The organism is Bartonella sp. MR90HLJMH (assembly GCF_042194115.1).
GTDB classification, from domain to species: Bacteria; Pseudomonadota; Alphaproteobacteria; order Rhizobiales; family Rhizobiaceae; genus Bartonella; species Bartonella grahamii.
Window position 1 is genome coordinate 137,797 of record NZ_JBHIMM010000004.1, and the last position, 20,964, is coordinate 158,760.

At 37.2% G+C, this 20,964-nt stretch carries 19 protein-coding genes; 6 read left to right on the top strand and 13 right to left on the bottom strand.

What is annotated here, in order from left to right:
• The first annotated feature begins 335 nt into the window (after nucleotides 1-335).
• A complete protein-coding gene (gene parC / locus ACFIJ9_RS04210) occupies nucleotides 336-2,585 on the top strand; it encodes a DNA topoisomerase IV subunit A (protein WP_375635905.1) in 2,250 nt (749 codons plus the stop codon).
• 362 nt (nucleotides 2,586-2,947) lie between these two features.
• On the opposite strand, the gene ACFIJ9_RS04215 is transcribed toward parC, so the two are convergent.
• From ACFIJ9_RS04215 to rpe, 10 genes are all read right to left on the bottom strand, one after another.
• On the bottom strand, nucleotides 2,948-4,204 hold the full coding sequence (locus ACFIJ9_RS04215; protein WP_375635906.1) for a multidrug effflux MFS transporter: 1,257 nt from the start codon (nucleotides 4,202-4,204) through the stop codon (nucleotides 2,948-2,950).
• A 71-nt stretch (nucleotides 4,205-4,275) separates the two neighbouring features.
• Nucleotides 4,276-4,608 carry a Grx4 family monothiol glutaredoxin gene (gene grxD, locus ACFIJ9_RS04220; protein ID WP_015856495.1) on the bottom strand — a complete coding sequence of 111 codons (333 nt, stop codon included), beginning with the start codon at nucleotides 4,606-4,608 and terminating at the stop codon, nucleotides 4,276-4,278.
• 98 nt (nucleotides 4,609-4,706) lie between these two features.
• Nucleotides 4,707-4,940: a BolA/IbaG family iron-sulfur metabolism protein gene (locus ACFIJ9_RS04225; RefSeq protein WP_375635930.1), complete on the bottom strand. Its 234-nt coding sequence runs from the start codon at nucleotides 4,938-4,940 to the stop codon at nucleotides 4,707-4,709.
• A gap of 59 nt (nucleotides 4,941-4,999) precedes the next feature.
• Complete coding sequence (gene purL / locus ACFIJ9_RS04230) at nucleotides 5,000-7,210, bottom strand: phosphoribosylformylglycinamidine synthase subunit PurL (protein WP_375635907.1); 2,211 nt, start codon at nucleotides 7,208-7,210, stop codon at nucleotides 5,000-5,002.
• Nucleotides 7,211-7,500: 290 nt separating this feature from the next.
• Nucleotides 7,501-8,172, bottom strand: coding sequence for a phosphoribosylformylglycinamidine synthase subunit PurQ (gene purQ / locus ACFIJ9_RS04235; RefSeq protein ID WP_273788188.1), 672 nt, complete (start codon nucleotides 8,170-8,172; stop codon nucleotides 7,501-7,503).
• Nucleotides 8,173-8,183: 11 nt separating this feature from the next.
• Nucleotides 8,184-8,423 (bottom strand): phosphoribosylformylglycinamidine synthase subunit PurS, encoded by a 240-nt coding sequence (purS, locus tag ACFIJ9_RS04240; protein WP_375623949.1) that lies wholly within the window; start codon nucleotides 8,421-8,423, stop codon nucleotides 8,184-8,186.
• Between the two features lie 79 nt (nucleotides 8,424-8,502).
• Nucleotides 8,503-9,267 carry a phosphoribosylaminoimidazolesuccinocarboxamide synthase gene (purC, locus tag ACFIJ9_RS04245; RefSeq protein WP_375635931.1) on the bottom strand — a complete coding sequence of 255 codons (765 nt, stop codon included), beginning with the start codon at nucleotides 9,265-9,267 and terminating at the stop codon, nucleotides 8,503-8,505.
• Nucleotides 9,268-9,439: 172 nt separating this feature from the next.
• Nucleotides 9,440-9,988 (bottom strand): RBBP9/YdeN family alpha/beta hydrolase, encoded by a 549-nt coding sequence (locus ACFIJ9_RS04250; protein ID WP_375635908.1) that lies wholly within the window; start codon nucleotides 9,986-9,988, stop codon nucleotides 9,440-9,442.
• Between the two features lie 69 nt (nucleotides 9,989-10,057).
• Complete coding sequence (purB, locus tag ACFIJ9_RS04255; RefSeq protein ID WP_015856489.1) at nucleotides 10,058-11,365, bottom strand: adenylosuccinate lyase; 1,308 nt, start codon at nucleotides 11,363-11,365, stop codon at nucleotides 10,058-10,060.
• Nucleotides 11,365-12,051 carry a ribulose-phosphate 3-epimerase gene (gene rpe / locus ACFIJ9_RS04260; RefSeq protein WP_375635909.1) on the bottom strand — a complete coding sequence of 229 codons (687 nt, stop codon included), beginning with the start codon at nucleotides 12,049-12,051 and terminating at the stop codon, nucleotides 11,365-11,367. The genes purB and rpe overlap by 1 nt, the downstream gene beginning before the upstream one ends.
• A 146-nt stretch (nucleotides 12,052-12,197) precedes the next feature.
• Here rpe and ACFIJ9_RS04265 point away from each other — a divergent pair, with 146 nt between their 5' ends.
• Both ACFIJ9_RS04265 and dksA read left to right on the top strand, forming a co-directional pair.
• Nucleotides 12,198-12,731, top strand: a complete 534-nt coding sequence (locus ACFIJ9_RS04265; protein WP_026500725.1) for a flavin reductase — start codon at nucleotides 12,198-12,200, stop codon at nucleotides 12,729-12,731.
• Nucleotides 12,732-13,044: 313 nt separating this feature from the next.
• The gene (gene dksA, locus ACFIJ9_RS04270) at nucleotides 13,045-13,461 is read left to right on the top strand and encodes an RNA polymerase-binding protein DksA (RefSeq protein WP_375635910.1); all 417 of its coding nucleotides are present in this window, start codon (nucleotides 13,045-13,047) and stop codon (nucleotides 13,459-13,461) included.
• Between the two features lie 52 nt (nucleotides 13,462-13,513).
• Here the strand turns inward: dksA and ACFIJ9_RS04275 are convergent, their stop codons facing one another.
• Nucleotides 13,514-13,990 (bottom strand): flagellar biosynthetic protein FliO, encoded by a 477-nt coding sequence (locus tag ACFIJ9_RS04275; protein ID WP_015856485.1) that lies wholly within the window; start codon nucleotides 13,988-13,990, stop codon nucleotides 13,514-13,516.
• 210 nt (nucleotides 13,991-14,200) lie between these two features.
• On the opposite strand from ACFIJ9_RS04275, the gene ACFIJ9_RS04280 reads away from it, so the two are divergent.
• Nucleotides 14,201-16,735 carry a response regulator gene (locus ACFIJ9_RS04280; RefSeq protein WP_375635911.1) on the top strand — a complete coding sequence of 845 codons (2,535 nt, stop codon included), beginning with the start codon at nucleotides 14,201-14,203 and terminating at the stop codon, nucleotides 16,733-16,735.
• 291 nt (nucleotides 16,736-17,026) lie between these two features.
• Here ACFIJ9_RS04280 and purN read toward each other — a convergent pair whose 3' ends face one another.
• Together purN and purM are read right to left on the bottom strand one after the other, a co-directional pair.
• Nucleotides 17,027-17,638, bottom strand: a complete 612-nt coding sequence (gene purN / locus ACFIJ9_RS04285) for a phosphoribosylglycinamide formyltransferase (protein WP_375635912.1) — start codon at nucleotides 17,636-17,638, stop codon at nucleotides 17,027-17,029.
• A complete protein-coding gene (gene purM / locus ACFIJ9_RS04290) occupies nucleotides 17,635-18,726 on the bottom strand; it encodes a phosphoribosylformylglycinamidine cyclo-ligase (protein ID WP_375635913.1) in 1,092 nt (363 codons plus the stop codon). The genes purN and purM overlap by 4 nt, the downstream gene beginning before the upstream one ends.
• A gap of 158 nt (nucleotides 18,727-18,884) precedes the next feature.
• Here purM and ACFIJ9_RS04295 point away from each other — a divergent pair, with 158 nt between their 5' ends.
• Together ACFIJ9_RS04295 and hdaA are read left to right on the top strand one after the other, a co-directional pair.
• Complete coding sequence (locus ACFIJ9_RS04295) at nucleotides 18,885-20,096, top strand: AI-2E family transporter (protein ID WP_375635914.1); 1,212 nt, start codon at nucleotides 18,885-18,887, stop codon at nucleotides 20,094-20,096.
• Entirely contained in the window at nucleotides 20,093-20,782 is a 690-nt protein-coding gene (gene hdaA / locus ACFIJ9_RS04300) for a DnaA regulatory inactivator HdaA (protein WP_026500728.1), read from the top strand. Before ACFIJ9_RS04295 ends, hdaA begins: the two co-directional genes overlap by 4 nt.
• The last annotated feature ends 182 nt before the right edge of the window (nucleotides 20,783-20,964 follow it).

Genomic DNA, 20,964 nt, shown 5'->3' on the forward strand with positions numbered 1-20,964 from the left:
TAGAAAAACTGAATGGGGTTGTTATACAATTTACCTTTATAATAAAAGATGATGTTTGAAAGGTGCTTTTGTCATTCCAAAAAGAGATGAAATAACTCTTTGTGAGCAGTTAAATTATTGTCGGATTTGACAAAGCTTTCAATAAATCACTTAGGACAAGGGGGAAGGACATGTATAAATTTTTCAAATTGATATAATTTTCTGTTCATGTTCTAATCGCGGCGTTTGTTTTTATGTAATTGACTTTTAATAAAAAAGTCGACTCATAGAAGATTTCATTAAATAAATCCTATAAAATAATTTCTTATTATTGTGGGAATTGTTATTTTAATACTATGTCTGATAAAATGAATTTACCTTTTGATAAAGAACATATTGAACCAATAGAATTACGTTCTGCTTTACAGGAACGTTATTTGGCTTATGCACTTTCTACGATTACACACCGTGCATTGCCTGATGTACGTGATGGATTGAAGCCTGTCCACCGGCGGATTGTTCATGCGATGCGTCTTCTCAAACTAAATCCTGGACAGTCTTATGCGAAATGTGCGCGGATTGTCGGTGATGTCATGGGAAAATTTCATCCTCATGGGGATGCGTCTATTTATGATGCTTTGGTGCGCTTGGCTCAAAGTTTTGCTGTTCGTTATCCGTTGGTTGATGGGCAAGGCAATTTTGGTAATATTGATGGTGATAATGCTGCTGCCATGCGTTATACGGAAGCACGTATGACTGAAGTGGCTGCATTGTTACTTGAAGGAATTAATGAGAATGCTATCGATTTTCGTTTAACCTATAATGAAGAAGATGAAGAGCCTGTTGTTTTACCAGGAGCTTTCCCTAATCTTTTAGCAAATGGTTCTTCTGGTATTGCTGTTGGTATGGCAACATCTATTCCACCTCATAATGTTGCTGAGCTTTGTGATGCAGCGCTCTATTTGATTGCGCATCCCGATGTAAATGATGAGGAATTAAATCAATTCGTTCTTGGTCCTGATTTCCCGACAGGGGGAATTTTAGTTGAGCCTAAAAAAAGTATTGAGGAATCTTATCGTGTTGGGCGTGGATTCTTTCGTTTGCGTTCACGTTGGCATCAGGAATCGGGTAGCCGTGGTTCTTATGTGATTGTTGTGACTGAAATTCCTTATCAGATTCAAAAGTCACGTCTTATTGAAAAAACAGCAGAGTTATTGCTTGCACGGCGATTGCCAATGCTTGAGGATATCCAAGATGAATCAGCAGAAGATATCAGAATCGTGCTGGTTCCTAAAAATCGTACGGTTGATCCGGAGCTTCTTATGGAGTCTCTTTTTAAATTGACTGATTTTGAAGTAAGATTTCCCCTTAATCTGAATGTTTTGTCTTTGGGAAAAATACCCAATGTTCTCTCTTTGCGTGAGAGCTTACAGCAATGGCTCGAACATCGTCGAGAAGTCCTTATTCGTCGCTCTCATTATCGGCTTGATCAAATTGATTGTCGATTAGAAATTCTTCATGGATATCTTATTGCCTATTTAAATCTTGATGAGGTTATTCAGATTATTCGTGAAGAGGATGAACCTAAAAAGCAGCTGATTAGTCGTTTTGAATTAACAGAAAATCAAGCTGAAGCTATTCTTAATATGCGCTTGCGTTCTTTGCGTAAGCTTGAGGAATTTGAAATTCGTAAAGAATTTGAAAGTTTGAAAGCTGAAAAAGAAAAGCTACAGAATTTGTTGGCTTCTCCTATAAAACAATGGAAAATAATTTCAGAAGAAATCAAAAAAGTTCGAAATACTTTTGGTCCTGAAACACTCTTAGGGAAAAGACGTACGACATTTGAAGAGGCACCTAGACATGATCTTGATGATATTCAACAGGCAATGATCGAAAAAGAGCCGATTACTATTGTTATTTCTGAAAAGGGATGGATGCGTGCTTTGAAGGGACATTTGAGCGATTATAAAGCACTTTCTTTTAAAGAAGGAGACAGTTTAAAGTTAGCATTTCCAGCATTTACGACCGACAAGATTGTGCTGATAAGTACGGGGGGAAAGTTTTTTGCTATTGGTGCAAATAGTTTACCTGGAGGGCGGGGACATGGTGAACCTATTCGTCTTTTAGTTGATATGGATGATGAGCACGATGTTCTTACAGCTTTTGTGCATCACGCTGAGGAAAAATTGCTCTTGGTTTCATCTCACGGTAATGGTTTTATTGTTTCTTCTGCAGAAGTGATCGCCAATACACGAAAAGGAAAGCAAGTGATGAATGTGAAAGCTCCTGATAAGGTAAAGCTTTGTGTTCAAGTAAATGGTGATCATGTTGCGGTGGTTGGTGAGAACCGTAAAATGCTTATTTTTTCTATTGAACAAATACCAGAAATGAATCGCGGTAAAGGTGTTCGTTTACAGCGTTATAAAGAAGGTGGTGTTGTTGATGCCAAGACTTTTAATTTATCAGAAGGCTTAAGTTGGCAAGATACAGCTGAACGAATCTTTAACCGTCAGGCGGACGATCTCTTTGAATGGATGGGAACGCGTGCAGGCGTCGGGCGTTTGGTTCCAAAAGGATTTCCAAAATCAGGAAAATTTATTAATTAAATGTATTTTATAAATGGGGAAAATTCCCTATGGTTTCATGATTGTGTAAGATATTAATTTATAAGGATAATTTATTATTTTTATATTGAAAGAAAAACCTAAAGCGTGAGTTTTTTTCTATTTCGATCTTGTTCAGGTTAAATCAATCAAAACTGTTTTTTAACATTACAGCATTTATGGGGGCTGTCGTGAAATGATTTGATATTTTGAGAGCTGTATCTTTAAACAAACAGAGTTGTACCTTTAAACAAACAATGTGATTGTTTAACACAAGAGTGTTCTATTTGGAGATGTTTTATTTGTCTGATAGGTTTATCTCCTTATTGTTCAAGAGAGATGTTATTAATCTTTCGTCGTAATATTTATTCGTTAGGATTACTATGATATTGCCTAAAAAGATGACCACGTTCAGCCCATAAGACGAGAAGTATGGCAGTGAGACTCAGAAAGAAAAATCCTGCTGAGTTTGGGATGGTGGTTTCATCAAATTGTTGGGCAATAAAAAAGCTGAGTCCCGCACCGATAGATGTTTGAAGAAAGCCGGATACAGAAGAAGCTGTTCCAGCTATTTCTCCTACAGGTTCAAGAGCGAGTGTATTGAAATTGGCCATAATACCACCGCAGGCAAACATCAGTATACAGAATAACAGCATGTAAAAAGCAAAAGGAAGAATACCATCTGTTAAGATAGAGCCAACAAACCATACACATGAAGTGATACAAAAGAGCAAAAGCATAGTATGAGCAATACGCCGCATTCCAAGGCGTCCAACGAGTTGAGAGTTAAAGAATGATGATAGAGCTTGAAATGCAGCACCAACTGCAAAGGCAATAGGGAACCAAAGTCCTAGATTATAGATCCCTTCATACGTTTGTTGTGATGTATTAACGGCGGTAAAGATACAGCCTAAAATAATCGAAGTTGCTAGTGTATAGCAAAGTGTTGTGCGATTGGTTATTACAATCCATAAATTATGTTTGACTGAAGAAAAGGAAAGAGAGCGTTGCGCATAAAGAGTTTCCGGCAAGCGGAATTGAATCCAAATCATCAACCCGAAACCAATCATTGCCATGAAAATAAAAATATATTGCCAATGTCCGAGCAGTAAAATGATCTGTCCTGTTGCGGGACCAACCATTGGTGCAACAAGAAAAACCATCATAACAATAGACATAACTTCTGCCATTTTTCGACCACTGTAAAGATCACGTACGACGGAAACTGTAAGAACCCGCATAGCAGCTCCTCCAATACCTTGTAAGATACGCAAAATAAGTAAGAGAGAAAAATCAGTTACAAAGGCACAGCCAATCGCCGTAAATGAATAAAAAGCAAGACCAATAAGAATAAGTTTACGTCGTCCATACCTATCGCTTATTGGACCGAAAAATATTTGAGCAATACCATAGCTAATAAGATAACTCGAAATGATATAATGTTGATCATTTTCATTGAGAACATTTAAGCCATCTAAAATATTAGGCATAGCTGGCAGCATAATATCAACAGCTATAGCGTTAATAGCCATGAGCGAAGCAATAAGAATAACAAATTCTTTATAGCCAATTTTTTTTCTAATCGCATCACTATGCGTTTGTTCATCGACTGAATATGACATATGGCATCCTTGAAATAGAAATTTCGTCTGAAAACAGCTCTTTTTAAGAGTCTGAATAAAATGAAAGATACCTATGATTGATTACAGGGAATATTTTTTTCTTTCAAAAGTTCCTGTAACTCATTGTTTTGAAACATCTCTTTAACAATATCACAGCCTCCGACAAATTCACCCTTGATATACAGCTGTGGAATTGTTGGCCAATTTGAGTAATCTTTAATTCCTTGACGCAATTCGTTAGAAGTTAAGATATTAATTCCTTTATAATTCAATCCTAAATAGTCAAGGATTTGAACAACTTGTCCTGAAAACCCGCATTGCGGAGCGTCAGGTGTTCCTTTCATGAATAAAATGACGTCGTTTGTTTTAATCTCGTTGTCAATAAAATCATGAACAGTGGTCATTTTTATCCCTCGATATTTCAGATTTTTATAAGTGTGTAATTTATATTCATACTGTTTTTAATCGTATTAAATGAGTGAATGCAAGAAGAAATTTTAGATTATTTTGGGATATTTGTTTGCAACATTAAGGCGTGAAGGTCATTTCCCATATTGCCTTTAAGGGCATCATAGACCATTTTATGTTGTTGAATACGGGTTTTACCACGAAAACTTTCAGAAATAACTTCTGCAGCGTAATGTTCCCCATCTCCAGCAAGATCACGAATTGTTACAGTAGCATCAGGAATGCCTTCACGAATAAGCGTTTCAATTGCATGGGCACTCATTGCCATCATTATTCTCCTATGTTATTCATTTTTTATAAAGGCTGTTTAAGAGAAAAAAACAATTTTTACTCTTCACCCATAAATTGTGGAAACCAGTTTTCATAGGCTTTTGTGAGTTTGTCTACTGAAAGTGTTAATATCCCATCTATATTGAGAGAAGTTCCCTCAACTTGACCTAGCTCTGTTAAAGAAACTGTATTGATTTGTGCACGCTCTTTAAGACTATTGAGAGAGTGAGGTTTGACGGCTAAAAGATAACGTCCTTGGTCTTCTCCAAAAAGTTCTGCATGATGGGGTGATTTATTGCTTAACGTTACTTTGATTCCTTTACCTGCTTTAATCACCATTTCAGCAAGTGCTATCGCTAATCCTCCGTCAGAAAGGTCATGGGCGGCGTGAACAAAACCGCTATTAATGGCATCTCGAACAAATTGACCATGCTTTTTTTCAAGTTGTAAATCTACGGGGGGGGGGGTACCTGCATCAATATTTAAAATGTTACGTGCATAAATTGATTGTCCTAAATGGGAGCCGCAATTTCCTACTAAAACAAGAATATCTCCATTTTGCATACCACTTATTGTTACCATTTTAGACCAATCATTAAGAAGGCCTACACCAGCAATTGTGGGGGTTGGAAGAATGGCTTCCCCATTTGTTTCGTTGTAAAGAGAAACATTGCCTGAAACGATAGGAAAATCGAGGATTCTACAAGCTTCTCCTATACCTTTAATAGCTAAAACCAGCTGTCCCATAATTTCAGGTTTTTCAGGGTTACCAAAATTGAGATTATCTGTCGCAGCCAGTGGTGTTGCACCTGTCGTACTAATGTTTCGCCAGCATTCTGCGACAGCTTGTTTTCCTCCTTCATAAGGGTCTGCTTCACAATAGCGAGGTGTTACATCAGAAGAAAAAGCAAGAGCACGTTTGCTGTTGTTTCCTACACGGATAACGCCTGCATCACCTCCTGGACAAACAAGGCTATTTCCTTGGATAAGGGTATCATATTGTTCATAAACCCATCGCCGTGAACTTTGATCAGCAGAATTCAATAAGGTCAAAAGCGCATCACCAAGATTTTCAACTTTTTTGACGTCTTCTGCTTTCAAGGGTGTTTTTTTTGCCGGTTCACTCCAAGGACGATCATAAACAGGCGCTTCATCACCAAGCTCTTTGATGGGAAGATTGACAACTTCTTCTCCTTGATGAAATACACGAAAACGTAAATCATCGGTTGTTTTTCCAATGATAGAAAAATGCAGCCCCCACTTATGAAAAATTGCTTCTGCTTGCTTTTCTAGTTCTGGTTTAAGAACCATGAGCATACGCTCTTGACTTTCAGAAAGCATCATTTCATAAGCTGTCATGTTTTCTTCTCGAACAGGAACTGTATCGAGATTAAGCTGTATCCCTAGATTTCCTTTTGCACCCATTTCAACGGCAGAAGAGGTGAGTCCTGCTGCCCCCATATCTTGAATAGCAACTACGGCTCCAAGTTCCATGAGCTCTAAACATGCTTCAAGGAGACATTTTTCTGTAAAAGGATCACCTACTTGAACAGTTGGGCGTTTTTCACTGATTGAATCATCAAATTCAGCAGAAGCCATTGTTGCTCCACCGACACCATCACGTCCTGTTTTTGCACCAAGATAAACAACAGGGAGTCCAATACCTTGCGCTTTAGAATAAAAAAGGGCATTTGTCTTTGCAATACCGGCGACAAAAGCGTTAACAAGGATATTGCCATTATAACGCTCATCAAAATTTACTTCTCCACCAATAGTTGGAACGCCGAAAGCATTGCTGTAACCACCAATTCCAGAAACAACACCAGAAACAAGATGGCGTGTTCGTGGGTGGTCAGGAGCACCAAATCGCAATGCATTCATAGCAGCAACAGGACGGGCTCCCATTGTAAAGACATCACGTAAAATACCACCAACACCTGTCGCTGCACCTTGATAAGGTTCAATATAAGAAGGGTGGTTATGGCTTTCCATTTTGAAAACAACACATTGCCCTTCGCCAATATCGACAACACCAGCATTTTCACCAGGTCCTTGGATGACACATTTTCCTTCTGTCGGAAGAGTCTTTAGCCATTTTTTAGATGATTTATAGGAACAATGTTCGTTCCACATTGCAGAAAAAATTCCTAGTTCAGTAAATGTTGGTTCTCTATCGATTAACGTCAGGATACGTTGATATTCATCCTCTTTTAGCCCGTGTTGTGCAATGAGTTCTGGTGTAATAATGATGTTATTGCAAGGCTTCATGAGTATTTATCCGTTAAATTAATCGAAATTTAGCATTTTTATTTTTTTAATCTAGTAGCTTATATTATAAGCAATAATGTCGTTTAATAATAAATAGTTATAGATATTAATCTGAAGTTTTTGTTCGTTTGTTTGGTGGGATTTAAGACTAAAATGGTCTTAAATACTTATGTGTTTAGAAAATAATATCCATTGTTGTTTGTGAAGAGCTTTGTTCATAGATTTACGATGCGAGGAATAGTATAGATCCTTGTTTTTGACAATCATGGAGCGCGAGTATTTTTGCAACATCATCCATTTACCAACTCTAAAGCACTTTGAAAAAGTAAACGACCGTCAATACCTCCGTGGGCGGGTTCAATAAAGTTTTCAGGATGAGGCATCATACCAAGAATATTACCAGCTTTATTAACAATACCAGCAATATCTTTCATTGATCCGTTCGGGTTTGTATTTTCTGCATAGCGAAAAACAATTTGTTCATTGTCTTCCATTTGCTTTAATGTTTCACTATCAACAAAATAATTTCCATCGTGATGGGCAACAGGACAACGAATAATTTGTCCTTGAGAATAATATCGAGAAAATTTCGTCTTGGCGTTAACGACTTCAAGTTTGATTTCACGACAAACAAATTTTAAAGAAGCGTTACGCATTAAAGTTCCAGGTAATAATCCTGCTTCCAACAAAATTTGAAATCCATTACAGATACCTATTATTGTAGTACCTTCTTGTGCTTTTTCACGAATGGCTTTTAAGATGGGAGTTCGCGCTCCAATAGCACCACATCTTAAGTAGTCGCCATAGGAAAAACCACCAGGAATAATAATAACATCTACATCTGGAATTGTTGTTTCTGTTTGCCAAATTTTTAGTGGCTCAACTCCCGTTATATGGTGTAATGCTGCAACCATATCTCGATCACGATTTAATCCAGGAAGTTGAATGATGGCAGTTTTCATGAGTGTTCCACTTAAAAAAGTTCGATTGTATAATTTTCAATGACAGTATTTGCGAGTAACTCTTCACACATTTGTTCAAGTTTTTTCTTTGCGGTTTCAGAAGGTAGATCATCAAGAACAATATCAAAAACCTTTCCTTGACGAATGGATTGAATGCCTTCGAAAGCTAAACTTTTTAAAGCACCGACAATTGCTTCTCCTTGTGGATCAAGAACGCTTTCTCTTAAAGTAACCGTAATGCGTGCTTTCATTTTTTGCTTCCTGCTTGTTAAAAGAACCTCTCCTTTGAAGAGGGGTACTTATATAAGGTGATGTTTTTTTGCCCTGTTTTTACTTTACGAGAACGGGACCACTTGGTCGTGTTGGTTCGTTTTCATTCATAATACCAAGGCGTTTGGCAACTTCTTGATAGGCATTAATAAGCCCACCCATATCACGACGAAAACGGTCTTTATCCATTTTTTCTTGTGTGTGCATATCCCATAGTCGTGCAGAATCAGGTGAGATTTCATCAGCAAGAACAATACGCATCGTTTCATCTTCCCACAGGCGACCAAATTCCATTTTAAAATCAATTAATTGGATGTTAACACCGGCAAAAAGCCCAGAAAGAAAATCATTAACACGAATTGAAAGTTGCATGATATCTTCTAGCTCTTGTGGGACAGCCCACCCAAAAGCTGTGATATGTTCTTCCGTTACCATAGGATCATCGAGAGAATCATTTTTATAGTAGAACTCAATGATGGCTTGCGGAAGCGGGGTTCCTTCTTCCAGTCCTAAACGCTTAGCAAGAGAGCCGGCAGCAACATTGCGAACAACAACTTCCAACGGAATGATTTCCACTGCTTTAATAAGCTGTTCGCGCATGTTTATACGTTTGATAAAATGTGTTGGGATGCCCAAACGCCCAAGATGGCTAAAGATATGTTCCGAAATTCGGTTGTTTAAAACCCCTTTTCCGTCGATAATCTCATGTTTTTTTGCATTAAAGGCAGTTGCATCATCTTTAAAAAATTGAATATAAGTTCCTGGTTCAGGTCCTTCATATAAAATTTTAGCCTTGCCTTCATAGATACGGTGGCGACGATTCATCATGATTCTCTATTTATCTTGAGAGGTTTTAATAACATTAGTGAATGATACTATCCTAATTGATAGAATTTCTCAATGATATTGCTATGATACTTTTATAATTTTTGTCATTACACGTCTACCCAAAGGTGAAGATACATAAGTGATGAGAAAGAAGATTGCCTCTCTTTGATCAAATTTTTGCAAGAAAGTGAGAGAGGACCATAAGCCCTTCAGGCCAAGGTCCGTGTCCGGATTCTGCGTTAATATGGCCAGAATACCCAGCATCAACAAAGAGTGATCCCCAATCATTGGCAATTTTTTCTGCTACTGAAAATTGACAAAACTCATCGTTGCGACTGGCTATGACAATAGAAGGAAAAGGCAGTTTTTGACGATGATAGGGGCCAAATGTCATTAAATGTTTGGGACGTATTTTCTCATTGGAGACATCTGGAGGTGCAACAAAGAAAGCGCCGCAAATTTTTTCTGTATTTTGTACCGTTGCATGAATAGCGCTGGGAACTCCTAATGAATGAGCAATAAGCATAACAGGCCTTTGAGCTTTTGCGATGGCAGTTTTAATTTTGTTAACCCACTCTTCACAAACAGGCTTTGACCAATGGAGTTGTTCAATGCGGCGGGCTGTCGACAATTTTTTTTCCCAGCGTGTTTGCCAATGATCTGGACCAGATCCTTTGTAGCCAGGAACAATAAGAATATCGAGTTGATTTGCTTTCATGAATTGTTTTCTTTGTTACAATAGATTTTTGATCATAGGTAGAATAGATTTGGGTTTCCTATGTCGCCTTTATTGTTCTTCAAAAACACGTTTAAAAATCGTATTGATATGTTTGGTGTGGTAAGAAAGATCAAATTTTTCACGAAGTTCTTCTTCACTTAAAGCTTTGGTAACATCTTTGTCGTTGAGGAGTTCTTCTAAGAAATCTTTTCCTTGTTCCCAAACTTTCATCGCATTTCGTTGTACAATCCGATAAGAATCTTCACGACTGATTCCTGCTTGCGTGAGTGCTAAAAGCACCCGTTGTGAGTGAACAAGACCGCGGAATTTATTGAGATTTTTTTGCATATTTTCTGGATAGACAATGAGATTTTCAATGACAGATGTAAGGCGAGAAAGAGCAAAATCAAGTGTAATAGTCGCATCTGGAGCAATATAACGCTCAACAGATGAATGGGAAATATCACGTTCATGCCAAAGTGCAACATTTTCCATGGCTGGGAGTGCAAATGCACGTACCATGCGGGCTAATCCAGTTAAATTTTCTGTTAAAACTGGATTACGTTTATGAGGCATTGCCGATGAACCTTTTTGCCCAGGTGAGAAATGTTCCTCTGCTTCAAGAACTTCTGTTCGTTGTAAATGGCGTATTTCTATTGCTAACCTTTCAATAGAGGAAGCAATAACACCAAGTGTTGCAAAAAACATAGCATGACGATCTCTTGGTATTACTTGAGTGGAAACCGGTTCAGCACGCATCCTCAAGGCTTTTGCTACATGTTCTTCAACGCGGGGATCGATATTTGCAAAAGTTCCTACAGCTCCTGAAATTGCGCAAGTAGAAATTTCTTCTCGTGCTGCAAGAAGACGTTTGCGACAACGGGAAAATTCAGCGTATGCGAGAGCAAACTTGATTCCAAATGTTGTTGGTTCAGCATGAATGCCATGACTCCGCCCAATGGTGATTGTCTCTTTATGCTCAAAAGCACGTCTTTTTAATGCTTCAAGAAGTTGATCTATATCCTCTAGCAAAATATCACTAGCACGCATCAATTGAATGTTTAGCGTTGTATCTAGAACATCAGATGATGTCATGCCTTGGTGGATAAAACGTGCCTCTGGTCCAATGAATTCAGCTAGGTGGGTCAGAAATGCGATAACATCATGTTTGGTAATTGCTTCAATTTCATCAATGCGATTGATATCAAATTTAGCTACTGCCCCTTTTTCCCAAATGACTTTGGCGGCTTCTTTCGGAATAATCCCTAAGTGAGCAAGGGCATCACAGGCATGGGCTTCAATTTCAAACCAAATACGATATTTTGTTTCTGGAGACCAAATTGCTACCATTGCAGGGCGGGAATAACGTGCGATCATTATTTTTTTCCTTCTTGTGAGAGGATTGCGGCTTGGCGCAATGCATTAATACGTGTTTTGTAAAGCTCTTTATTTCCGTTTTTATAAATTGCAGAGCCTGCGACAAATACATTTGCACCAGCTTTTGCAGCTATCCCAATTGTATCAACGGTGATACCACCATCAACTTCAAGATCAATAGGGCGGTTTGCAATCATGCTTTTAACGCGCTTAATTTTATCTTTTATTTCTGGAATAAAACTTTGTCCACCAAAACCGGGATTAACAGTCATGATGAGAATGAGATCTAATTGATCAAGCAAATATTCAAGTACATGTTCAGGGGTGCTTGGATTGAGTGCAATTCCTGCTTTTTTTCCCATTTTTTTTATTGTTTGTAATGAACGATGAAGATGTGGACTTGCTTCAGCATGAATGGTTATAATATCTGAACCCGCTTTTGCAAAAGCTTCCAAATAAGGGGCTACCGGTGCGATCATCAGGTGGACATCAAATGTTGCTTTGGTTAATGGGCGCAGAGCCTTGACTATTTCAGGACCAAAGGTGATGTTAGGAACAAAGTGTCCATCCATGATATCAAGATGAAGCCAATCTGCACCAGCATCAACAACATCTAACATTTCTTGTCCAAGTTTAGAAAAATCAGAAGCCAAGAGTGAAGGCGAAATGAGATGAGAATGGGGCATTAAAATCTCCTTGATTGGCTGTTTTTATCATATCGCTGTGTATACACAAATATCTTTTGTGTTATGACGGAAAAGAAAAAATATGTATTATAGGTCTTTGTTATGGAAAGATCGCTTGAAATTTTAAAGCTTTATAAGTGAAAGATATGTCGAATCATAAAACATATTTGATGCCTGAACTTCAACATAATATTGCGGTTTCTTCCCAAGAATATCGAGATGCCATGAGTCTTTTTGCAGGAGCTGTGCATATTGTGACAACAAATGGCATTAAGGGAAGACGCGGGGTGACTGTTTCGGCGTGTTGTTCTTTATCTGATAATCCTCCAACCCTTCTTGTTTGTCTCATGCGCCATAATTTAAAGAATCAGGTGTTTATGGAGAATGGAAATTTTTGTGTTAATAGCTTGGCAGGAAAACATCGTTCATTAGCGGATGTTTTTTCGAGGTGTTGCACTCTTACACAAAATGAGCGTTTTGATGCTGCTCAATGGGGAGTTTTGCAAACGGGGGCGCCTAGTCTTTCAGACGCTCTAGCGTCGTTTGATTGTCGTTTGATTTGTTGGCACGAGCACGCAACCCATTGTGTTTTGATTGGTGAGGTTGTTGCAATCAACTGTAATAAAGAAAAAGATGCTTTGATGTATTTAAAACGTGAATATCACACTTTGCCTTTATAAAGATTTTATTTTTTTGCATTGCTGAAATGATTTATTGTTGCTTCATTTAGATTTTAAACGATGAGAAAGCAGGGGAGTGATGACTCTGATATCTGATATTAGATTTCCTTCTTTTTGAAGTTTCTCAGTAAGCAAGAAAAATGTTCTGGATGAGATTTGATCAAGAATCCAATCTACATAGAAAAGCGATCAAATCTAAACAGTGTATTTAGACATATTTGTAGATTGTTATGAAAAAACATTTTACTCTTGTGTTGATGGGTATTGCACAATATATAGACCGCACATAGCATATGTGGAGGTTTTTTATTGCATGAGCGAAGAGATTGATGGTCAATATCGCCCTAGTGAAGATGAGCCTTTTATGAATGAGCGGCAAAAGGCGTATTTTCGTGCTAAATTGGTTTCTTGGAAGAATGATATATTAAAAGAATCTCGTGAGACTTTGGAAAATTTGCAGGAAGAGAATGTTGGTCAACCTGATTTGACTGATAGGGCTTCTTGTGAAACTGATCGTACAATCGAATTACGTGCGCGGGATCGTCAGAGGAAACTTATTTCAAAAATAGATGCTGCTTTAGAGCGCATTGATAATGGGACATATGGCTTTTGTGAAGAAACCGGCGAACCCATTAGTATAAAGCGTCTTGAGGCTCGGCCAATAGCCGTTTTGTCATTGGAAGCGCAAGAACGTCACGAACGACGTGAAAGAGTTTATCGCGATGATTAAGGTCATTGAAATGATAAACAAACAAAACTCGTGGTGATAAAATTGTATATTTTTATTTTTGAGGGGTAGGAATGAATAAAGATGGTTCTTGCCGTCCCTCAATTTCGGCGGTAATTGCTGAATCTTTTACCGCTTGATTCGTAAAAGGAGAGGGATTTTTATCCGGTATATCGTTTCTTTCTGTAGGGGCGGAATTGGGATGTGTGAGCGTTTCTCCCTTTTGTATTTTTGATGTACCGGTAATATCGGATTCTACAACCACATCTGTTAATCCACCAATAAGGAGCAAATGTTCTTTATTATCGCAACGGACTAAAACAAGGCGGCGTGCTCGATCTATAGAAATTACTTCACATAATGCTAATCGTGATAGACTTTTTTTTCTATTAATGCTGAATCTTCTCGTACTTAAACGACGTAAAAACAAGATAATTATGGTAATAGCAACGATTGTTATTATAAAAAACAAAAAGCTTATCGTTATTTTCGCAGCAGATACACCTATTTGCTCTGATAACCAGATATACATAGATTTTCTCCCATTTTTGTGTGAAAATATCGTTTTTTATCGAGATAAATTTATAAACACACCCTTAAAAGGTTCACTTAAATACAAGAAATAAACTTTTTAACATTAAGTGAGCTTTCTTAGAGATAATATCATAGTATATACTTTATAACAATGAATATAAAGGAAGTTTTGTGATATAAGAAACAACTAAATCTAAGGCAATGAGAGATGGATAAAGGTTTTGATAATAATAAAAGATCAGCGTCTTCTGTTCATCGAAGAGTTGTGATTTTTAGTGTTGTTTTTATATTAGTTTCTCTTTTCATTGTGGGTATTTTAGGTTTTTTTTATCCACAAAGCTATTTGCAAAAGGCTATATTGATATCTTTTTTGATTCTAGCAATTATCGGCGTTGCAACACTTGTTTTGTGTGGAATGGGAATTTTAAGATACCATGTGTGGTTGCATGAAGATTTTGATTTTAGCATCTTTAATGGGAGCGATGATGCAATTGTAATCTCTGACCTTTCTGGTTTTGTTTATTATTCTAATCAAAACTATCGAAAAATTCTGACCTATAAGCCTGAAGTGTCTTGTTATATGGTTATTGCTGATCTTCCAGGAGCTGGCGCACTTTCGTATCGCTTAAAGGTTGCAGCCTGTAATAATCTTGCAGCGCAAGAGGAATTAAGAGTAGAACAACCAATTTTTACCGATGCTACACCAAAAAAATCTGTTTGGTATAATATTTCTGTTCAACCTATCACAAAACAGAAAAAAAAGCTTTTATTTTGGCGTATTGCTGATATTTCGCATTTACAACAAACGCGAGAAGTTTTTTTCTCGAACCTTCAAGAGGCTATCAATCACTTGGATCAAGCTCCTATTGGTTTTGTATCAGTTAATACACAAGGAACTATTCTTTATGCTAATGCGGTTTTTGCCGAATGGTTTTCAATTGATTTAGCGAGTTTCTCAATTGGTCAATATAATTTTGATTCGTTATTTGATAGCGTTGGCGCTAAGAGCTCATGGAGTGATATCTGTTTGCAAACCAACAGATATCAAAGTTCAGGTTACTCATTACCTTATAAGTTTTCGTTATGTTTAAATTCACAAGCGACTTGTGAGAAAATATTCCATTGTCTTATCTCTGTTTCTTCTCTCTTAGAAGAGGAAGCCGTTTATCGCATTGTGATCATTCCACAACAAATACAAAAAGAAGAGGACGATCAATTAAAATTACCCACTATATTAGGAGAATATTTTGATGCGAGTCCTTTTGCAATAGCCGTGGTGGATCATGAAGGGCAATTGGTTCATATGAATAAAGCTTTTTCATCACTCACGGGATGTGTGGACAAAGCAGTCAATTTTTATGATGTTATTTCTCGTCGTGATTGTGTGCAGTTAGAGCGTTCTTTTCAGAGAATCGCGACAAATAAAAATTATTTTGTTTCTCTAGAAACTGTTTTGGAAAAAAATGAAGAATGCCATTTACGGCTTCATATTATGTCTGTACCGCCCTATCATGGTGATGCATTGCAAGATTTACTTATTGTCTCTGTGATTGAAACAACCGAACAAAAAACGCTTGAAGATAAAATGATGCAAAGTCAGAAAATGCAAGCTGTTGGACAATTGGCTGGCGGCATTGCTCATGATTTTAATAATGTTTTAACAGCAATTTTAATGTCGTGTGATCTTCTTTTAAATACGCATCGTAGTTCTGATCCTGCTCATGCTGATCTGATCAATATTAAAAATAATGCTAATCGTGCAGCTGCTCTTGTACAGCAATTATTAGCTTTTTCTAGAAAGCAAACACTTCGACCTGAAGAAGTTGATTTTACTGAATTTTTATCGGATATTCGCAATCTTATTGTACCACTCTTGGGAAATAATATTCAGTTAAAAATTATCCATGGAAGAGATTTGTGGAGTGTTGAAGTTGATCAAGCATCTTTTCAGCGTGTTATTATGAATTTGGTTATTAATGCGCGTGATGCCATGTTAGATGGAGGTATTGTTACGATTGCGACAAACAATATTACAAAGCAACAAAGTGCTGAATTTAATCATCTTGGTTTAGTAATTGGTGAGTATGTGCAATTGACTATTTCAGATACAGGGGCTGGTATATCTGCTGCTATACAAGAAAAAATGTTTGAGCCATTTTTTACAACAAAAGAAGTTGGAAAAGGAACAGGCCTTGGTTTATCAATGGTTTATGGAATTATCAAGCAGAGCGGTGGGTGCATTTATTGTGAAAGTAAAGAAGGTGAAGGAGCAACATTTCATATTTTTCTTCCCCGTTATATCCCCAATATAAAAGGAGAAATTTCTCAAAAGATTGAAAAAGATGAAGAAAAAGATAAAAATATAGACTTAACAGGATTTGCGACTGTTTTATTGGTTGAAGATGAAGATGCGGTTAGAATGGGGGGGGTAAGAGCTCTTCAAATGAGAGGATATACGGTTTTAGAGGCAGCGAGTGGGGTGGAGGCACTCTCTATTCTTGAGGAACAAAAAGGAGCTGTTGATATTATTGTTTCCGACGTAGTGATGCCAGAAATGGATGGGCCCACTTTATTGAAGGAAGTACGTAAAAACTATCCTGATATCAAATTTCTTTTCGTTTCTGGATATGCAAAAGATGCTTTTGCTAAAAATCTTCCACAAGATGCTGTTTTTGGTTTTTTATCTAAACCTTTTACACTCAAACAGTTAGCTCTAACAGTTAAAGAAACACTTTCATCATGAGGCAAAAATTTATGCAATAGAAAAATTGCGTATTTAAGATTTTTTAGGCGAAATATGAGAGTATTTTAATAAATAGGGCTTGTGATCTTGTGATAATGTCATAGAACTGAATAAAAAAGAAGAATTTGAAAAATTAACTAAAATTCAAAAAAATCACACATTCTGCGCAAAAATTTATGAAGAGATAGACTTTATTATGTTAATATTTCATAGAGATTTTTAATTATAGACACTGAGCACAAATTATGTGTAAAACATTGAAAAATGCTAATTAATAGATTGTTGATACACTCAAAAAGATAAAAGCTGTTGCTGCGTATCTACCATTTTGCTCTTCCCTTCAATAAATGCTTTTAAGGCTTCGGGGTAGAGTTTATGCTCTGCTTTAAGAACTCTTTGTGCTAAGCTCTCAGCAGTATCATGGGGATAGACTGGAACGGCTGCTTGGGCAAGGATTTTTCCTGCATCCATGTCTTCTGTAACAAGGTGAACAGTGCAACCCGTGATTTTTACGCCTGCTTGTAAAGCTTTTTCATGTGTGTTTAAGCCTTTAAATGAAGGCAAAAGAGAAGGATGAATGTTTAAAATTCGTCCTTCGTAAAGTTTTACAAAACGTGGTGAGATAAGGCGCATATATCCTGCAAAGCAGAGAAAATCCGGTTTATATTGATCTAAAATCGTAAAAATACTTTCTTCATGCTCTTCTTTTGTTTTGTAAATTTTGCGATCAACAATATGAATAGGTAAGTTATGGTTTTGTGCCTTTTCAATACCATTTGCACGCGGATTATCGCAAATAACTGCGACGATTTCAGCAGGATATTCCTTTTGCTGACTAGCTTGAGCAAGGGCGACCATATTGGATCCATTACCAGAAATGAAAACGACGATTTGTTTTTTCATAAATGCAGTACCCCTTTATAAAGTATTCCTTTATTTTGATCTTGGCGTTTTGTTAAAATGCCAAGGGGAGTTACACTCTCTCCTTTTCTTTCAAGAGCTTGCGTAATTGTTTCAGCTGCATGCTGTGCTACGATAATGATCATGCCAATACCACAATTGAATGTTCTTAACATTTCTGCTTCTTCTATTTTACCTTGTTTGGCAATCCATGAAAATACTGCTGGAACATTGATGGTAGAAAGATTAATTTCAGCGCAGAGATAAGATGGAACAACACGTGGAATATTTTCAGGAAAGCCTCCACCCGTGATATGAGCAAGAGCTTTAATCCCTTCGTATTTTTGCATGATGGGAAGAAGCGATTTTACATAAATGCGTGTTGGTGTAAGAAGTGCTACACCAAGGCTGTTTTCGGGGGTAAAAGGGGCAGGGTCATTCCATTTGAGATCATGTTGCTGGATGATTCGTCGAACAAGCGAAAAGCCATTGGAATGAATTCCAGAGGCGCTTAGACCTAATATAATATCCCCTTCTGTTAAATCTTTTGAAGGGAGTAGCTTGCTGCGTTCGCATGCTCCTACAGCAAAACCGGCTAGATCATAATCTCCCTCTGCATACATTCCTGGCATTTCTGCAGTTTCTCCTCCAATAAGCGCAGCACCGGCTTGTTTACATCCTTCTGCAATACCAGAAACAATCGTAGCACCTTGTTCAGGGTCAAGCTTTCCAGTTGCAAAATAATCCAGAAAAAAGAGAGGTTCAGCCCCTTGTACGAGTAAATCATTGACACACATAGCTACAAGATCAATACCTACAGTGTTATGGTGACCTACTTCAATGGCAATTTTTAATTTTGTTCCCACACCATCATTGGCTGCTACTAGGATAGGATCTGTAAAGCCAGCTGCTTTTAAATCAAAAAGACCACCAAAACCGCCAATTTCTGCATCTGCTCCGGCTCGTTTTGTCGCGCGTATAAAGGGTTTAATTTTTTCTACCATGGCATTACCCATATCGATGTTTACACCGGCTTTTGCGTAGGTAAGACCAACTTTGGATTTATTATTTGTAAGATCTTGATTGCTCATTGGAGCCTTCCTTTAATGGAAAATCGGGTTTTGATATTATGCAATGCCATGATAGAGTTCTCTCTGCAAGAGATATTGATAAGAAAATAAGCAACTTTGCTTGTACCTTATTTTGAAGATGTTTATAATTTTTTGTGAAGAATTTTTTAGGATATTTTATGAGCAAGATATCAGATAATCACGGTCAGTCTTCTTGGCAGCTTATGAGAAAGAAAGTGAGTGAGAATACATCTCGTGATCGTTATAAGACTTATGTGCCAGCGTATACTCAATTACCGTTGCCGAATAATATGAAAAGGCAAATCTTTTTTTGGCTTGGTACGCTGATTTTTTTCATTTTCTTTATGTTTGTTTTTGGATCGATTTTGCTTCCTTTTGTGGCAGGGATTGTGTTGGCTTATTTTCTCAATCCTATTGTTCAATTACTTGAAAGATTTGGTATTCGCCGTGTGTTTGGGACTGTCCTCATTACCTTATTTATTGTTATTACTTTTGTTGCTGCTTTAGTTATTTTGATTCCTGTTATTAGTTGGCAAATACAGCAATTTATGAGTGATGGTTTACCTGTTTATATTAATCGTATTCAAACCTTTTTTGTTGAGCATGATTTTGATTGGATAAGGCGCTATTTTGGAAGTGATCCAAATGAATTACGGAATAATATTAAAGGATTTTTGGGAGAAGGTTCTGATTTTATTACGTCTCTTTTGAATTCACTTTTAAAGTCAGGAAAATCTATCGTTAATATCGTTAGCCTATTTGTTGTGGCACCTGTGGTGGCATTTTATATGTTATTAGATTGGCCGCGTATGGTAACAGCAATTGATTCGTTAATACCGCGTGATCATCTTGAAACCGTTCGGAGTATTTTTCATGAAATGGATAGAGCTATTGCAGGCTTTGTTCGTGGACAAGGAACAGTTTGTCTTATATTGGGAGGCTATTATGCTATTGGTTTAACGATTTCAGGACTCAATTTTGGTCTTTTGATTGGTATGTTTATTGGTCTTATTAGCTTTGTTCCTTATATCGGCACAATGAGTGGTTTGGTCCTTTCTGTTGGTATTGCATGGGTCCAGTTTTATCCCAATAATTGGGGAGGAATCATCGTTGTGATGGCACTTTTTTTAATTGGTCAATTTATTGAAGGTTATATTCTTCAACCCAAGCTTGTAGGTTCATCAGTGGGATTACATCCCGTATGGTTGATGTTTTCACTTTTTGCTTTTTCTTCACTCTTTGGTTTTACTGGTATGCTTGTTGCTGTTCCTGCGGCGGCGGCTGTTGGCGTTTTAGTTCGTTTTGCTCTTCATACTTATCTTAGTTCTCAGATGTATTCGCGAAGGGGAAATTCGGAGCCGCTAAAATGAATGGGCGTGAAACGCAATTATCTTTAAATTTTCCTTATGATCCGATTTTTCAATTTGAGGATTTAGTGGTAACGGAAAGCAATCGTATGGCTTTTCAGCTTATTGATCATTGGCCCAATTGGAGCTTACCTATTGCAGTTTTGGTTGGAAAAGAAGGATCTGGGAAAACGCATTTTTCTAATATATGGCTCCAAAAAGCAGATGCTTTCAGGATTCAGCACAATGAAATTGATCAGGCTGTTACTATGGCTTCTTTAGGCAGATCATTTTTAATAGAGGATATTGGTGCAGGTGAAATTAATGAGACAGAACTTTTTCATTTAATTAACAGTATTAAGCAAGCAAATCTTGATGCACGACAAGCTACTTTATTGATGACGGCACGAACACTTCCTTCCGCTTGGAATTTAAAGTTAAATGATCTAAAAAGTCGTCTTAATTCGGTGATGTTCGTTGAAATTAATCAGCCTGATGATGCATTATTAACAGCTGTTGCATTTAAGCTTTTTTCCGATAGGCAACTTATTGTACATCCAGACACGGTTTATTATCTTGTAAGTCGTTGTGAACGTTCTTTATTTTCATTGAAGCGTGTTATTGATTCTGTTGATCAGTTGGCATTACAAAGAAAAAGAAAAATAACACGTGCTGTTATTGCTGAAGTTTTGAATAGAAGAAATCCGTAAATACTCCCTATCATGGCTTACTTATTCTGTCCTTCTATTATCGTTTCAATATGTGGCAAGACAAGTCATTTAAATTTTCTTCTTTTTTGATATCTGTTAAGAGTGAAAAATAGTACTTTTTACTTTAGTCATGTGTTTATCTTAAATAGCTTTGAGATTTTATTGTATGATGTTGAATTCTT

Excerpts from the sequence above, each read along its gene's own strand:
- ACFIJ9_RS04275 (WP_015856485.1), bottom strand. The coding sequence starts at position 13,990 with ATGTATATCTGGTTATCAGAGCAAATAGGTGTATCTGCTGCGAAAATA.
- hdaA (WP_026500728.1), top strand. The coding sequence starts at position 20,093 with ATGAATGGGCGTGAAACGCAATTATCTTTAAATTTTCCTTATGATCCG.
- purQ (WP_273788188.1), bottom strand. The coding sequence starts at position 8,172 with ATGAAAACTGCCATCATTCAACTTCCTGGATTAAATCGTGATCGAGAT.
- purN (WP_375635912.1), bottom strand. The coding sequence starts at position 17,638 with ATGAAAAAACAAATCGTCGTTTTCATTTCTGGTAATGGATCCAATATG.
- parC (WP_375635905.1), top strand. The coding sequence starts at position 336 with ATGTCTGATAAAATGAATTTACCTTTTGATAAAGAACATATTGAACCA.
- grxD (WP_015856495.1), bottom strand. The coding sequence starts at position 4,608 with ATGACCACTGTTCATGATTTTATTGACAACGAGATTAAAACAAACGAC.
- ACFIJ9_RS04295 (WP_375635914.1), top strand. The coding sequence starts at position 18,885 with ATGAGCAAGATATCAGATAATCACGGTCAGTCTTCTTGGCAGCTTATG.
- purC (WP_375635931.1), bottom strand. The coding sequence starts at position 9,267 with ATGAATCGTCGCCACCGTATCTATGAAGGCAAGGCTAAAATTTTATAT.
- ACFIJ9_RS04265 (WP_026500725.1), top strand. The coding sequence starts at position 12,198 with ATGTCGAATCATAAAACATATTTGATGCCTGAACTTCAACATAATATT.
- purM (WP_375635913.1), bottom strand. The coding sequence starts at position 18,726 with ATGAGCAATCAAGATCTTACAAATAATAAATCCAAAGTTGGTCTTACC.
- ACFIJ9_RS04280 (WP_375635911.1), top strand. The coding sequence starts at position 14,201 with ATGGATAAAGGTTTTGATAATAATAAAAGATCAGCGTCTTCTGTTCAT.
- purL (WP_375635907.1), bottom strand. The coding sequence starts at position 7,210 with ATGAAGCCTTGCAATAACATCATTATTACACCAGAACTCATTGCACAA.
- ACFIJ9_RS04225 (WP_375635930.1), bottom strand. The coding sequence starts at position 4,940 with ATGGCAATGAGTGCCCATGCAATTGAAACGCTTATTCGTGAAGGCATT.
- dksA (WP_375635910.1), top strand. The coding sequence starts at position 13,045 with ATGAGCGAAGAGATTGATGGTCAATATCGCCCTAGTGAAGATGAGCCT.
- purB (WP_015856489.1), bottom strand. The coding sequence starts at position 11,365 with ATGATCGCACGTTATTCCCGCCCTGCAATGGTAGCAATTTGGTCTCCA.
- purS (WP_375623949.1), bottom strand. The coding sequence starts at position 8,423 with ATGAAAGCACGCATTACGGTTACTTTAAGAGAAAGCGTTCTTGATCCA.
- rpe (WP_375635909.1), bottom strand. The coding sequence starts at position 12,051 with ATGCCCCATTCTCATCTCATTTCGCCTTCACTCTTGGCTTCTGATTTT.
- ACFIJ9_RS04215 (WP_375635906.1), bottom strand. The coding sequence starts at position 4,204 with ATGTCATATTCAGTCGATGAACAAACGCATAGTGATGCGATTAGAAAA.
- ACFIJ9_RS04250 (WP_375635908.1), bottom strand. The coding sequence starts at position 9,988 with ATGAAAGCAAATCAACTCGATATTCTTATTGTTCCTGGCTACAAAGGA.